Consider the following 12,941-nt stretch of genomic DNA (forward strand, 5'->3'; position numbering starts at 1 on the left):
CGAAGCGATGTCCGCCAATCGGTTTCGGAGCATTGCGTTGAGCCTGCCCGAGGTCGCCCAAGGCGCGCATCACGGCACCGCCGACTTTCGCATCGGCAACCGCATCTTCGCAACGCTCGGCTATCCCGACAAGAATTGGGGCATGGTGAAGCTGACGCCGGAGCAGCAGGCTGTCGTGGTCGAGGCCGAGCCGGAAATCTTCCGGCCGGTGCCGGGCGGCTGGGGCAAGAGCGGCAGCACCAATGTCCGGCTCACCAAAGCCGATCAGGTGACGCTACGCAGCGCGCTCACAATGGCCCGCGACAATATCGCGGCAAAGCCCGCGAAGAAGGCACGCGCGAAGAAACCCGCCTGAGCATCACGATCCCGCACTGCATCACGGACAACAGCGCTGTCTCGCTGATTCTTTGGGCATGCATCTCGTGCGCGGTTCGTGCCTAATTGCACCAACATCGGATTCGCGCGCGAGACGATGCGCGCGTGTCACGCACAAGGTTGTCGCGGAGGGATGCGATGCGAAGGCTCACGCATGGCGCGATGCTTGCGTGGCTCGCCATGACGGCGGGCGCAGCGCTGGCGTTCGACAACGGCCAATACGACAACGTGCCGCCCGATATCCGCGCCTGGTTCAAGAGTGTGATCGCGCCGAACGGCGTGCCGTGCTGCGATATCTCCGACGGCCATCGCACGAGCTATGACGTTCGGGGCGGCGCCTATTGGGTGCCGATCGAGGGCGAATGGATGATGGTGCCGGAGCGCGCGATCATCCGCGATCGCGGCAACCCGGTCGGTGAGGCCGTGGTGTGGTACGTGCACCACCGCGGCAACATCATCATCAGCTGCTTCGTTCCGGCGGACGCTGTCTGAGGCGCCGCCACGCAGTCGCGCCAATTTGAAACAGATACCTCCTGTTAACCTTACTTTTTAACCAATAATTAAGGATGAGTTTGCGGGCGCCCTAAGGCGCGGCCTAGCGTCTGCACAATGCTCCGTAATCGATTGGTGCGTGCCATGAGCTTTCGAAGGATGGCGTATCGAACATATGGGGTGCTGATGGCGTCCCTTGGCGTTGCAGCACTGCTGCTTGCTTCCTCGACCGCGACCTATGCGAGATCCGGAACGGCGCCGCGCGGCACATTTTCCGCGCACCATCCGGCTTTCCGTCATCATGCGCGGGTGCCCGGCATCGTGTTGCCGGGGACGAGCGGATATTACGAGGACGCCGTCGCCGGCGTTCCCTTCGCCGCCGAGGTCCCGGCGCCGGCATCGAACGACGTTCGCTACACCTACACCCAGGACGTGCCCTGGGATTGGGCGCATCGATATCCTCCGGCCGTGGTGCCGTCGGATCGGCCCTACGTGTCGAGCTGCCCCACCGAGAGCGTGACGGTGCCCGGCCGCGACGGCGATCGCACCATCAACATCATCCGCTGCTACTGACCGATCACTCGATCCGGATCGCGAAAACGAAAGAGGCCGCCCGCAAGGACGGCCTCTCGCATTTTTGAAAGCCACTCTTCCGAGCGCGAAGCGGCCGATCAGGACTCCTCGCCCTTCAGATGACCGACGTGCTTCTGGGTGTAGAGCTCAAGACCGATGCGCTTGATCAGGTCGAGCTGGGTCTCGAGGAAGTCGATGTGGTCTTCCTCATCCTTCATCAGCTTCTCGAACAGGTCGCGGCTGACATAGTCCTTGACGCCGTGGCAGTAGGTCGCCGCCTCCTGATAGAGCGTGCGGGCGCCGATCTCGGCGGCCAGGTCACACTCGATGATCTCCTTGACGTCCTGGCCGATCTTCAGCGGATCGAGCACCTGCAGGTTCGGGAAGCCGTCGAGGAACAGGATGCGATCGACGAATTTGTCGGCGTGCTCCATCTCCTCGATGGACTCCTTGCGCCAGACCTTGGCCATCTCCAGGAGGCCCCAATTGTTGAGCATCCGGTAGTGCAACCAGTACTGATTGATGGCGGTCAGTTCGCTGCGCAGCCCCTTGTTCAGATAATCGATGACCTTCGGGTCGCCTTGCATGATCCACTCCACCTGTCGCGGCCAAAACCGGCCAGCACTGAATTTAGAACGCTTCTAAATCAGATTACCGGAGAGAGCAACCCTTCGCGGAAGCAGCGCGTGGATAACCGGACTTAGGGGATTTGGCGGAGGCAGAGCGTTTCCAGCGCCGTGACGGCCGGATCGCGTGAAGAAAATGCATTGAAACGGGAACGCTTCGGTTCTGCGTCGATCAGAACCGAAAATGGCCTAGCAGGCCGCGAGCGCGAATTCGGCCGGCTCGGCGTCTTCGTTGGCGGCGTGCGGATGGCCGCTGTGGGGGCAGCCGGAGCAGCAGGCCTTGGCGCAGGGGCCAAGCGCCTCGTCGATGATCGCCTTGATGGTGCGCGCGCAGCGGCCGCATTCGGCGCTACAGCCGAGGCAGCCATACACCTGCTTGGCATTTCGAGTGACAGACGCGCCGCCATTGACGGCATTGCGGACATCGTGGTCGCTGAGGACGTTACAGGAACAGACAATCATCAGAGGAGGCGGGTCCAACGGGTGATGCTCGCCAATATGGATATTGTCGGCCCCGGCCGGATGCAAAAGGAAAAAGCCGTTCTTGTAGCAATTCCAAACTGATGCGGGATTCATATTGGAATGAATCTAAATCGGCCGGCCCCGCCTTTCGGGAATGAGAAACCCGTCAGGCCGGTCTACCGGGCCAATCCCGGCTTCCACCGCCAAAAGCACCGGTTCACTGCGGCTACGAGCTTGTGCGTTGCAAGATATGCCAAAAGCTGCAAGCATTTGGACGCGAATACGGCAGCGTCGTTCATTGATCATTCAAGCGGAATATGGAACCCTCAGGCGAGACAGATCGCCAACGCACGCTGTCCCTGCTCCCGTGAGAAAGGTGAGGTCATGAAGAAGACATTGCTGGCGCTTTGCGCCGCCGCCACTCTGGCGGTTTCGGCTGTGGCGGTGCCCGCCCCCGCCCAGGCACAACGCGGTGTCGCGGCTGGCGTCGCTGCGGGATTGATCGGTGGCGCCATCGTCGGTGGCGCGATCGCTTCGCAGAACGGCTATTACGGTCCGGGCTATGGCTACTACGCGCCCGGTCCGGCCTATGTCGCCGAGCCCGGTTACGGTCCCGATTGCTTCTGGCAGCGCCAGCGGTTCTGGGACGGCTACACCTGGCGTGTTCGCCGAGTGCGCGTTTGCGATTGATCGCCGTTCATCTCGATTAATTCGAACCAGATGTCCCGGAAAACCGACTGTTTCTCCGGAACGTCTGCTGTAGAAGGCCAGAAAAAACCGCTTTTCTGCGCGATGAGCCTGCCGACGTTTACTTTCGGTTGACTGTTCTGCGCTGTTTAGCAAGACAGCAGTTCGAGATCAGCGTGTGAGTCACCTAAAACCCGGCGCCGAACCACGACGCCATCACCTTCCAGGAGAGCCAAAGACATGAAGAAGACTTTAGCTGCCCTTGTCGCCGTTACCACGCTTGCCGGTTCGCTGGCGGTTGCTCCGGCTGCCAAGGCTGGTGACGGCGGGGCCATCGCGGCCGGCGTTGCCGGTGGCCTGATCGGCGGCGCCCTGCTCGGCGGCGCGATCGCAGGCGCCCGTCCGGCCCCGGTCTATGTTGCACCGGCACCGGTTTACGTCGAAGAAGCTCCGTGCCGCTGGGTTCGTGAGCGCTTCTGGGACGGCTACGGCTGGCGCTTCCGTCGCATCCAGGTTTGCGACTGATCCACCGACACGCTATCAGCATCACCCTCGAAAACCCGGCCTCGCGGCCGGGTTTTTGTTTTTCGCCACCAGGCAGGCTTAGCGATCAGCGCTGCCCGTTCATCGCGCGCAGCACCGCCTCGCTCGGCCAGCAATCGACCTTCAGCCCGGCCTGCTTCTGATAGGCGCCGAGCGCGGCGCGGGTCTGCATCCCGGCCTTGCCGTCGAGCTTGTCCTTGTAGAGACCGATCTTCGTCAGCTGCTGCTGCATCGCCTCCACATCGGCGGAGCGCAGCTGCTTCGACGCCGACCATGGCGTCGCGAATGGCTGCGGGCTCGTCATGCGGTCGGCGAGATGGCCGACGAACAGCACGTAGAGATCGGAGAAATTGTACTCCTTGATCACGAAGTAGTTCGGCGTGGTCAGAAACGCCGGACCGTAGACGCCTTCAGGCTGTAGCAGCGAGGCCGATTGCGCCTGCTCCGTGGCGCTGAGCCTCGCGCCGCGCACAGGCACGAAGCCTGCCCGCAGCCACTGGCTGATCGGTTTGGTCACTTCGGGCACGCCCATCGTGCAATCGGCGTTGGCCGGCGCCTGCACCTCATAGGCCCAGCGCACGCCGGGCTGCCAGCCCTTGTTGACGAGCTGTTGCGCGGCGGAGGCGAGCGCGTCCGGCACCGAGTGCCAGATGTCCACCTTGCCGTCGCCGTCGAGGTCGACGCCGTGCTTGTAATACTCCGACGGCAGGAACTGGGTGTAGCCGGTCGCTCCCGCCCAGGACGAGCGCAGCTCCTTGCGCGTCACGGCGCCCTCGCCGAGGATCTTCAGCGCGAGGATGAACTCGGTGCGGTACTGATCCTTGCGGCGGCCGACATAGGCCTGCGTCGCCACCACACGCAGCGTGTCGTAGGGCAGCGAATAGCGGCCGTAGTCGGTCTCGCGGCCCCAAATCGCCAGCACGATGGTGGGGGGAACGCCGAACCGCTTCTCGATCGCATCGAGCGACGGACGATACTTCTGCAACAGCCGCTGCCCCTCCGCGGCGAGCCGCGCGATCGAAGCCTCCTTGATGTAGTCGGCCGGCACCTGCACGAACTCGGCCTGCGCCGGCGCGCCGGTCTTCGGACGTCCGGGAAGGATCAGGTCAGGCAGCTTGTAGTCGGGCTCGAGGCCGCGTGTCTCGCGATCGAAGGTCTCGCGCGACACGCCGGCCGCCTTGGCTTCCGGCCACAGCGAGGCGATGAACTGGGTGAACGCGGCGTCGGCGGCGTATGCGGGCCGTTGCAGCGGCGCACACAGCAGCACCGCGCATGCGACGATGGTGGCTGGCCATTTCATGATCGATCTCACCTAGTGTCCCGAATCCGAAGTTCGTATCATTCGCCGCACCTTCGGAGCGAACTTCGGATTCGATAAGGACACTAGCAAACTTATGATTCTAGTGTGCTTTATGAATGCGAAGTTCGTGAAAGCGGCTGCCGCGAAATCGCACGAACTTCGCATTCAGCACACTAGCGGAAACAGGCATTGCAACGTGGATTCGGCAATGTCAGAATTCAATTCTGGGTGGTAAGTTTTGCCATGCGCATATTTTTGTCATTTCCCTCCGAACTGGAATCGCAGGCTGACAACATCGCTCAGTCCCTGCGCAATTGCGACCATGACGTTTTCTTTTCGCACGACGATCTCCCGCCGGGCGACAGCTTCGATGCGCGCGTCGAAAAAGCCATCGAAAACAGCGATTTTATGGTGTTCCTGATCAGTCCGGAATCGGTGACCAAGGGACGCTACACCTTGAGCGAGCTCGCCTTTGCCCGAGCCAGGTGGCCGAACCCGAGCAATCGCGTGCTGCCGGTGATGATGGCGCCGACCCCGCTCGACCAGGTCCCGACCTATCTCAAGGCGGTCACGATCCTGGAGCCGCAGGGCAGTGCCGCCGCCGAGACGCGGGCCGCGGTGGACCGCATGCTGGCGGCCGAGCGCGCGCAGTCGGGCGGCCGGCCGAATTTGCCCTTCGTCGTGCTGGCGCTTGCGTCCGCCGTCATGTGCAGCCTGATCGCGACTTATGCGCTCAACGTCCTGCAATATTCGTTCGTCGTCTCCGATGCGGGCGGGATCACGATCCTGCCTGGGGTAATATTCGGCGCGGCGATCGCCACCTGCAATGTCGTGTTCGGCGCCAAGGACCGGTTTCAGCTGGCGCTGGTGGTCGCAATCACGACGGCGGCATGGATCGCGGCCTATGATGCCAGCGCCGTCACGCTTCAGGCGCTCGGCCAGTACGCGAAGACCGTCCCGGTCGACGGCAATGCCGCGAGCCCGGCCCAGATCACCGAGACGCTCGGCAACAACCCGTTGATGGGCTATCTGATCGGCGGCATCGGCGGCGCGGTGGGCGGGGCGATCACCATTCTCGGCGTGCTCCTGACCAACCCCGCGTTCAGGCGGATCGACAGCGTCGTGGTGACCTGGATCGCAGCCATCGCGGCCGGAACCATTTACGGTGCGATCGTCAGGCTGCCGACCTTGCTGGGCTGGCTGGTGCTGTTTGGCGTCTGGCAGAGCGCGTTCATCCTTGCCTTGGCCCGCGGATTTCCGCGCGGCGCAGCGCAGATCCCCGAATGGCTCGGCAGATCCGCGCCGGCGTTGTTTGGCTCGCGCGCGGCGCGGTGACGCCGCGCCGGGCGTTGCCGGTTATCCCGGCTAATGCCCAACCTGCTGCTTGGCGCCCTCGATCGAGTCGTTCGACAGCTTGTCGACGATGGCGATGCCGATCGCCGACAGGATGAAGACGCAGTGGATGATGGTCTGCCACATCACGCCGGTCTCGGTGTAGTTGCCCTTGCCTGACGACAGCGCGCCGGCCTCGATGAAGGTGCGCAGCAGGTGGATCGAGGAGATGCCGATGATCGCCATCGCCAGCTTGATCTTCAGCACGCTGGCGTTGACGTGGCTGAGCCATTCCGGTTCATCCGGATGTCCCTGCAGATTGAGGCGGGAGACGAAGGTCTCGTAGCCGCCGACGATCACCATCACCAAGAGGTTCGAGATCATCACGACGTCGATCAGGCCGAGAACGGCCAGCATGATCTGCTGCTCGCTGAAATCGAAGGCATGGGCGAACAGGTGCCACAGTTCCTTGAGGAACAGCACGACATAGACGCCCTGGGCGATGATCAGGCCGACATAGAGCGGCAATTGCAGCCAGCGCGATCCGAAGATCAGCATGGGAACGGGACGCAGCGAGCGGCCCTTCAGGGGGGCGCGCGCGTCTGATACAGCGGACATGTTGGAGTGCTCGCGGAATTGAAATTGCGGAGCGCTCTATCTACGCAATCCCGCGCACTTGAAAAGCGACAACTGGCCGCAGATTGCGCCGCGATGCCGTCATGATCCCGCCAATGAAGGGCATCGTGATGCTTGCCCTATCCACTCGTCATGCCCGGCACAAGGCCGGGCATGACGATATCTTGGATCACCGCGTCAGCTTCTTGTACTTCACGCGGTGCGGAATGATGCTGTCCTGGCCGAGCCGGCGCATCTTGTCCTTTTCGTAATCCTGGAAGTTGCCCTCGAACCATTCGACATGGCTGTCGCCCTCGAAGGCCAGGATGTGGGTCGCGATGCGGTCGAGGAACCAGCGATCATGGCTGATGATGACGGCGCAACCGGCAAAATCCTCCAGCGCCTCTTCCAGCGCACGCAGCGTGTCGACGTCGAGGTCGTTGGTCGGTTCGTCGAGCAGCAGCACGTTGGCGCCCGACTTCAGCATCTTGGCGAGATGCACGCGGTTGCGTTCACCGCCCGACAGCGCGCCGACCTTCTTCTGCTGGTCGGCGCCCTTGAAGTTGAACGCCGAACAATAGCCGCGTGAATTGACTTCCTTCTTGCCGAGCAGGATCAGCTCGTTGCCGCCGGAGATCTCCTCCCACACGGTCTTGTTGCCTTCGAGCGCGTCGCGCGACTGGTCGACGTAGCCGAGATGCACGGTCTCGCCGACCGTGATGACGCCCTTGTCGGGTTCCTCCTGCTTGGTGATCATTTTGAACAGCGTGGTCTTGCCGGCGCCGTTCGCACCGATCACGCCAACGATGCCGCCCGGCGGCAGCTTGAAGGTGAGATCGTCGATCAAAAGCCGATCGGCAAAACCCTTGCTGAGGCCCTCGAAGTCGACGACGTTGGCGCCGAGCCGCTCGGCCACCGGGATGATGATCTGCGCGGTCTGGGTCTGCTTCTCGCTCGCCTTCTTGAGCAGATCCTCATAGCGCTGGTAGCGCGCCTTCGACTTGGCCTGGCGCGCCTTCGGCGAGGACGCCACCCATTCCTGCTCGCGGGCCAGCGTCTTCTGGTGGGCGGCGTCTTCGCGCCCCTCCTGCTCGAGCCGCTTCTGCTTCTGCACCAGCCAGGACGAGTAGTTGCCCTCATAGGGAATGCCGCGGCCGCGGTCGAGCTCGAGGATCCAGCTCGTGACGTTGTCGAGGAAGTAGCGATCGTGGGTCACGATCAGGATCGCGCCGGGATAGTTGCGCAGATGGCCTTCCAGCCATGACACGGACTCGGCATCGAGATGGTTGGTCGGTTCGTCCAGCAGCAGCAATTCCGGCTGGTCGAGCAGCAGGCGGCACAGCGCGACGCGGCGGCGTTCACCGCCCGAAAGCTTGGTGACATCGGCATCGTCGGGCGGGCAGCGCAGCGCGTCCATCGCCTGGTCGACCTTGCTATCGAGATCCCACAGGCCCTGCGCCTCGATCTCGTCCTGCAGCTTGGTCATCTCGTCGGCGGTCTCGTCCGAGTAGTTGACGGCGAGTTCGTTGTAGCGGTCGAGGATCGCCTTCTGCTTGGCGACGCCGAGCATGACGTTCTCACGGACGTTGAGTGCGGAATCGAGGTGCGGCTCCTGCTCGAGGTAGCCGACGCGGGCGCCCTCGGCGACCCAAGCCTCGCCGTTATACTCCTTGTCGAGACCCGCCATGATCTTGAGCAGCGTCGACTTGCCCGAGCCGTTGACGCCGAGCACGCCGATCTTGGCGTCCGGGTAGAAGCTCAGATGGATGTTATCGAGCACCTTCCGGGTCGGATACGCCTTGGTCAGACCCTGCATGAAATAGATGAACTGGCGAGCCATCCGCTGTCCCTGGAATTGATCCGATTTGTGGAAATTTTGCTGCCGCCGATGTAACGGCCGGCCCCCGAAAGCGCAACCGCGAGGGGTGCGTTTTCCATCCGTTCACCACGTTCCGTCCATTCACCACGGGTGATTACGGGTTCGACACCATGTGCGCGCCGAATCACGACAATTGAAACTATCTTTTAATAAATCAGGCCAAAACTCGTTCTCAACGCTGAAAACGGCGATTTTCGCGGCAGAACCGCGACCAAAACAGTTGAGGCCACATCATGGCTACCATCATTTCAGCCCCTCTTTCGCGCCCGACGACCAAACGCGAGGCGACGCTGTTCGCCGAATTCAGCGCCTTCTGGCGGGCTTTCGTTGCCAAGGCTTTCCATCCCTACCGGCCGGAACTGCACTATATGCGCGGCCCGGGTCCGGCCTGCCGTGCCAAGCAGATGGCGCTGTCGCCGGCCGTCCGATCGATGCTCGCCGATATCCGCACCGCGAAGACGCGCAAGCCATCCAGGTCGGCGTAACAATCGCCCTTATGTGAAAGCGCGGCCGCTTGCGCGCCTGCCGATTGCACGCGACCATGACGGGGTTCTCCGACGGTTGATTTTCCGCCGTCGCTTCACCCTGAATGGACCTATCCGATGACGCGGCTCCGCTGTGCAATCCTCGACGACTATTTCGACATCGCGCTTTCGCTGGCCGATTGGCCGGCGGTCAAGGACCGCGTCGAGGTCACCGTGTTCGACCAGCCGTTTGCGAGCGAGGCGGAAGCAGCTAGCAAGCTGAAGGACTTCGAGATCATCTGCGCGATGCGCGAGCGCACGCCGTTCCCGCGCAGCCTGCTCGACGCGTTGCCCAGACTGAAGCTCCTGATCACGTCGGGCATGCGCAACGCCGCAATCGACATCGAGGCCGCCAAGCAGCGCAACGTGGTGCTATGCGGCACCCAGTATAGCCGCGATCCCACCGCGCCCCTGACCATGGGCCTGATCCTGGAATTGACCCGCGGCATCGGCCGCGAGAATGCGCGCATGCACGCCGGGGAGGCCTGGCAGAGCTTTGCCGGCACCGAGATCGAGGGCAAGACGCTCGGCGTCATCGGCCTCGGCAAGCTCGGCAGCAAAGTCGCCGGCATGGCCAAGGCGTTCGGCATGAACGTCATCGCCTGGAGCCCCAACCTGACGCCGGAGAAATGCAAAGAGGCCGGCGTCGGCTACGCCAGCAAGGACGAACTGTTCGCGACATCAGACATCATCACCATCCATGTCGTGCTGAGCCCGCGCTCACGCGGACTGGTCGGCGCCGCCGATCTCGCCCGCATGAAGCCAAAGGCCTATCTCGTCAACACCGCGCGCGGGCCGATCGTCGACGAAGACGCCCTGCTTGCGGCGCTCCGCGAGAGGAGGATCGCCGGCGCCGGCATCGACGTGTTCTCGGTCGAGCCGCTACCGCTCGATCACCAACTCCGCAAGCTCGACAATGTGGTGATCACGCCGCATCTCGGCTATGCGACGCGCGAGAGCTTGCAGACGCACTATCAGCAGATGGTCGCGTGCATCGACGCCTTCACCAAAGGCAGCGAGCCGCCGCGGCGGCTGGCCTGAGATCTGGCATCGATCGGCAAACAAAAAAGGCGCGCTGTTCGCGCGCCTTTTTCAATGATCAGTTTACCAGTCGGCCTAGCGCACCGTGACCGGCGCGGGCAGCGGCTGCACCGAGGTCGGCTGCGTGCCGGGCAGCGGCGCGGCCTGGGCCTGCGTCGGAGCGGGAGCCATCGGGTTCGGCGGCGGCGCGGCGGAAGCCGTCGTCGTTCCCGGCGGCGGACCACCTGGCAGCACGACCACGCGGGTGCCGACCTTAGCGCGTTCGAACAGATCCGAGACGTCATCGTTCAGCATGCCGATGCAGCCGGACGAGACGAACTTGCCGATGGTCGACGGCTGGTTGGTGCCGTGGATGCGGTACACGGTCGAGCCGAGATACATCGCGCGGGCGCCGAGCGGGTTGCCGGGTCCGCCGGCCATGAAGCGCGGCAGATAGGGCTGACGCTCGATCATCTCGGTCGGCGGATGCCAATCCGGCCACTCGGCCTTGCGGGTGATCTTCTGCACGCCGGTCCAGGTGAAGCCGTCGCGGCCGACGCGGACGCCGTAACGAATCGCCCGGCCATTGCCCAGGATGTAATAGAGGTAGGTGTTCGGCGTATCGACGACGATGGTGCCGGCCGGCTCCTTGGTCGCGAACGCCACTTCCTGGCGACGCAGATTGGGAGCCAGTTGCGCCGTGCCGTCTTCCGGCTGCTCGTCCGGCGGCAGCGCCGCGATCTGCACCGGCTTGCCGTTGGCATCGACCGGCGCCTGCTGCTGCGGCACGGCTCCGGTCACGCCCTCGGGCGGACGCATGCCGCCGCGGTCGTCGCCGTAGGACACGCCGGCGGCCGGAACGCCATTGTCGCGATTCGCTTGCTGCGCACCCGGACGATCGCCATAGATCACCGGCGGCGGCCCCATCGGCCGGCCATAGCGCGGATCATCGGGCGACACCACTGGACCGGTCGGCGCACCGCGGTCGGAGTAGACCGGCTGGGAATTCATCGGACGGCCGTAGCGCGGATCGTCCGGCGACATCACGGGACCGGCCGGCGCACCACGATCGGAATAGACCGGCGCATTCATCGGGCGGCCATAGCGCGGGTCATCCGGTGACATCACCGGGCCGGGCGGCGGCAGCGCAGCCGAATTGCGCGGCGCGTCTTCATCGTCGAGCGAGTCGAAGTCCGGCATGTTGCCCTGCGAGTAGGGCTGCGGCGCTGCCGAATAGGCCGGGCCCTGGGGAGCCGGATACCCCTGCTGCGCACGCGCAAGCGAAGTTCCCGCCACGCCGAGAGCCGCGGCAGCGCAAATCGTCAGAATGCGGTTGATCATCATTGCTCTGTTATAGTCCCCAAGCCACACCGGACTGTTAACGGCCCAATGCAGGAAGATAGCGGCGCATTCAAGACAAATCCGCGAAATCCGGGCCATTTCGGGCATTTGTGATTTGCCGTCAACGCTGCGGCAAAGATGTCTCATGGGTCGGGAATGTTTGTCCACCTGCCCAAAGTCATCAATCACCCGCATTTTGTAACAAACAGTCTCCGGGGGTTGCGATATCTTCGAATCGGCCTGATTCGCGTTCGCGACGCCGGCTCTCTTGTGTGGTCACCGCGTTCCCTCGACATCAAAGACCCTCCCGCAGAAGGGGGAACCCGCGCCCATGCTCCCCGGCCTTCGATTCTTGTTCGCCGCGATCGTGCTGGCGACGTCGCTTCTGGTGTTCGGGTTAGGGGCAGCCGCGCTGTTTCGCGCGGCGCATGAGGAATTCGCCAGTATTCCGGCCCGCCGGGCCCTGCCCGAGCCGCAGTTTGCGCAGCAGCCCGAGGTCCCGCCGGTGCTCGCCATGGTGCGGGTCGAGCCATCAGCCACGGACAAGACGGTGGCCGACAGCCCCGCGCCTTCGACCCCGTCCGAGCCAGCGGCATCCGTGGCGGCCGCTCCCGCCGAAGCCTCGCCTCCTGCCGAGCCGGAGAAGGTCGCCGCCGTGAAGGCGGATGACGCGCCGCCGGCACCGCCGAAGCTGGAAGCCCAGCCGGTCGAAACGCCTGCACCAGCGCAGTCCGCTGAGGTCGCTCCACAGACTCCGGCCGCGGATCCTTCGCCCATAGCGCAGCCGACGCCAACCGCAGCCGAGGCAACACCGGCGCCAACCGAGGCCAAGGTCGCAGCCGTCGCCGATCCGCCTGCCACACTCAGCGAACCCGCGCCCGCCGCACCGGCACCAGCGATGGCTGCGCCGGAGCCCACTCCGCCGCCGTCACCCGAGGCCATCGCGGCCGCGACCAGGATCGCAACGCTGGGTGGACCCGAAGTTGTCGTCGAAGCGCCGGCCGCGCCGAAGGCCACTGAAGCGAAGAAGCAGCAGCGCAACGCGACCAGCAAGCCCGTGCATCGCAAGGAGCGCCGGCGGATCGTCCGCGCGCCACCGGTGCGGCAAGCCGTTCAGCTAGACCCGTTCGGCAACCCCACCCTGGTGCCGCTTACCCGGCGCTAGAAGTTAT

Annotated in this window: 15 protein-coding genes; 9 read left to right on the forward strand and 6 right to left on the reverse strand. The window is 63.9% G+C overall.

What is annotated here, in order from left to right:
- The first annotated feature begins 7 nt into the window (after positions 1–7).
- The 3 genes from Q0030_RS08950 (at position 8) to Q0030_RS08960 (ending at position 1,440) form a co-directional block, all read left to right on the forward strand.
- Positions 8–355 (forward strand): MmcQ/YjbR family DNA-binding protein, encoded by a 348-nt coding sequence (locus tag Q0030_RS08950; RefSeq protein ID WP_298365547.1) that lies wholly within the window; start codon positions 8–10, stop codon positions 353–355.
- Positions 356–513: 158 nt separating this feature from the next.
- Positions 514–867, forward strand: coding sequence for a hypothetical protein (locus Q0030_RS08955; protein WP_092124596.1), 354 nt, complete (start codon positions 514–516; stop codon positions 865–867).
- Between the two features lie 159 nt (positions 868–1,026).
- A complete protein-coding gene (locus Q0030_RS08960) occupies positions 1,027–1,440 on the forward strand; it encodes a hypothetical protein (RefSeq protein WP_298365550.1) in 414 nt (137 codons plus the stop codon).
- A 98-nt stretch (positions 1,441–1,538) separates the two neighbouring features.
- On the opposite strand, the gene bfr is transcribed toward Q0030_RS08960, so the two are convergent.
- Positions 1,539–2,027: a bacterioferritin gene (bfr, locus tag Q0030_RS08965; protein WP_029084046.1), complete on the reverse strand. Its 489-nt coding sequence runs from the start codon at positions 2,025–2,027 to the stop codon at positions 1,539–1,541.
- A gap of 228 nt (positions 2,028–2,255) precedes the next feature.
- Entirely contained in the window at positions 2,256–2,528 is a 273-nt protein-coding gene (locus tag Q0030_RS08970) for a (2Fe-2S)-binding protein (protein ID WP_298365757.1), read from the reverse strand.
- A gap of 384 nt (positions 2,529–2,912) precedes the next feature.
- On the opposite strand from Q0030_RS08970, the gene Q0030_RS08975 reads away from it, so the two are divergent.
- Both Q0030_RS08975 and Q0030_RS08980 read left to right on the forward strand, forming a co-directional pair.
- On the forward strand, positions 2,913–3,218 hold the full coding sequence (locus Q0030_RS08975) for a hypothetical protein (RefSeq protein ID WP_050422015.1): 306 nt from the start codon (positions 2,913–2,915) through the stop codon (positions 3,216–3,218).
- A 237-nt stretch (positions 3,219–3,455) separates the two neighbouring features.
- Positions 3,456–3,740: a hypothetical protein gene (locus Q0030_RS08980; protein WP_298365557.1), complete on the forward strand. Its 285-nt coding sequence runs from the start codon at positions 3,456–3,458 to the stop codon at positions 3,738–3,740.
- Positions 3,741–3,825: 85 nt separating this feature from the next.
- Here Q0030_RS08980 and Q0030_RS08985 read toward each other — a convergent pair whose 3' ends face one another.
- Positions 3,826–5,058, reverse strand: a complete 1,233-nt coding sequence (locus Q0030_RS08985; protein WP_298365559.1) for a lytic murein transglycosylase — start codon at positions 5,056–5,058, stop codon at positions 3,826–3,828.
- 243 nt (positions 5,059–5,301) lie between these two features.
- Between Q0030_RS08985 and Q0030_RS08990 the strand changes: the two genes are divergently transcribed.
- Positions 5,302–6,393 carry a toll/interleukin-1 receptor domain-containing protein gene (locus Q0030_RS08990; protein WP_298365562.1) on the forward strand — a complete coding sequence of 364 codons (1,092 nt, stop codon included), beginning with the start codon at positions 5,302–5,304 and terminating at the stop codon, positions 6,391–6,393.
- A gap of 30 nt (positions 6,394–6,423) precedes the next feature.
- Here Q0030_RS08990 and Q0030_RS08995 read toward each other — a convergent pair whose 3' ends face one another.
- On the reverse strand, positions 6,424–7,008 hold the full coding sequence (locus Q0030_RS08995; RefSeq protein WP_298365564.1) for a TIGR00645 family protein: 585 nt from the start codon (positions 7,006–7,008) through the stop codon (positions 6,424–6,426).
- Positions 7,009–7,195: 187 nt separating this feature from the next.
- Positions 7,196–8,845: an energy-dependent translational throttle protein EttA gene (ettA, locus tag Q0030_RS09000; protein WP_298365566.1), complete on the reverse strand. Its 1,650-nt coding sequence runs from the start codon at positions 8,843–8,845 to the stop codon at positions 7,196–7,198.
- Positions 8,846–9,117: 272 nt separating this feature from the next.
- Here ettA and Q0030_RS09005 point away from each other — a divergent pair, with 272 nt between their 5' ends.
- Together Q0030_RS09005 and Q0030_RS09010 are read left to right on the forward strand one after the other, a co-directional pair.
- Positions 9,118–9,369 carry a hypothetical protein gene (locus tag Q0030_RS09005; protein ID WP_298365568.1) on the forward strand — a complete coding sequence of 84 codons (252 nt, stop codon included), beginning with the start codon at positions 9,118–9,120 and terminating at the stop codon, positions 9,367–9,369.
- Positions 9,370–9,486: 117 nt separating this feature from the next.
- Positions 9,487–10,449 carry a D-2-hydroxyacid dehydrogenase family protein gene (locus Q0030_RS09010; RefSeq protein ID WP_298365570.1) on the forward strand — a complete coding sequence of 321 codons (963 nt, stop codon included), beginning with the start codon at positions 9,487–9,489 and terminating at the stop codon, positions 10,447–10,449.
- Between the two features lie 75 nt (positions 10,450–10,524).
- Here the strand turns inward: Q0030_RS09010 and Q0030_RS09015 are convergent, their stop codons facing one another.
- Positions 10,525–11,769, reverse strand: a complete 1,245-nt coding sequence (locus Q0030_RS09015) for a L,D-transpeptidase (protein WP_298365572.1) — start codon at positions 11,767–11,769, stop codon at positions 10,525–10,527.
- Between the two features lie 331 nt (positions 11,770–12,100).
- On the opposite strand from Q0030_RS09015, the gene Q0030_RS09020 reads away from it, so the two are divergent.
- Complete coding sequence (locus tag Q0030_RS09020) at positions 12,101–12,934, forward strand: hypothetical protein (RefSeq protein WP_298365574.1); 834 nt, start codon at positions 12,101–12,103, stop codon at positions 12,932–12,934.
- Positions 12,935–12,941 lie beyond the last annotated feature (7 nt).

The organism is uncultured Bradyrhizobium sp. (assembly GCF_947648125.1).
GTDB lineage: Bacteria > Pseudomonadota > Alphaproteobacteria > Rhizobiales > Xanthobacteraceae > Bradyrhizobium.

Bases quoted from the DNA above. Each gene is read 5' to 3' on its own strand.
- Q0030_RS08995 (WP_298365564.1), bottom strand. From the start codon at position 7,008: ATGTCCGCTGTATCAGACGCGCGCGCCCCCCTGAAGGGCCGCTCGCTG.
- ettA (WP_298365566.1), bottom strand. From the start codon at position 8,845: ATGGCTCGCCAGTTCATCTATTTCATGCAGGGTCTGACCAAGGCGTAT.
- Q0030_RS08960 (WP_298365550.1), top strand. From the start codon at position 1,027: ATGGCGTATCGAACATATGGGGTGCTGATGGCGTCCCTTGGCGTTGCA.
- Q0030_RS09010 (WP_298365570.1), top strand. From the start codon at position 9,487: ATGACGCGGCTCCGCTGTGCAATCCTCGACGACTATTTCGACATCGCG.
- Q0030_RS09015 (WP_298365572.1), bottom strand. From the start codon at position 11,769: ATGATCAACCGCATTCTGACGATTTGCGCTGCCGCGGCTCTCGGCGTG.
- Q0030_RS08970 (WP_298365757.1), bottom strand. From the start codon at position 2,528: ATGATTGTCTGTTCCTGTAACGTCCTCAGCGACCACGATGTCCGCAAT.
- Q0030_RS08955 (WP_092124596.1), top strand. From the start codon at position 514: ATGCGAAGGCTCACGCATGGCGCGATGCTTGCGTGGCTCGCCATGACG.
- bfr (WP_029084046.1), bottom strand. From the start codon at position 2,027: ATGCAAGGCGACCCGAAGGTCATCGATTATCTGAACAAGGGGCTGCGC.
- Q0030_RS09020 (WP_298365574.1), top strand. From the start codon at position 12,101: ATGCTCCCCGGCCTTCGATTCTTGTTCGCCGCGATCGTGCTGGCGACG.
- Q0030_RS08985 (WP_298365559.1), bottom strand. From the start codon at position 5,058: ATGAAATGGCCAGCCACCATCGTCGCATGCGCGGTGCTGCTGTGTGCG.
- Q0030_RS08980 (WP_298365557.1), top strand. From the start codon at position 3,456: ATGAAGAAGACTTTAGCTGCCCTTGTCGCCGTTACCACGCTTGCCGGT.
- Q0030_RS08975 (WP_050422015.1), top strand. From the start codon at position 2,913: ATGAAGAAGACATTGCTGGCGCTTTGCGCCGCCGCCACTCTGGCGGTT.
- Q0030_RS08950 (WP_298365547.1), top strand. From the start codon at position 8: ATGTCCGCCAATCGGTTTCGGAGCATTGCGTTGAGCCTGCCCGAGGTC.
- Q0030_RS09005 (WP_298365568.1), top strand. From the start codon at position 9,118: ATGGCTACCATCATTTCAGCCCCTCTTTCGCGCCCGACGACCAAACGC.
- Q0030_RS08990 (WP_298365562.1), top strand. From the start codon at position 5,302: ATGCGCATATTTTTGTCATTTCCCTCCGAACTGGAATCGCAGGCTGAC.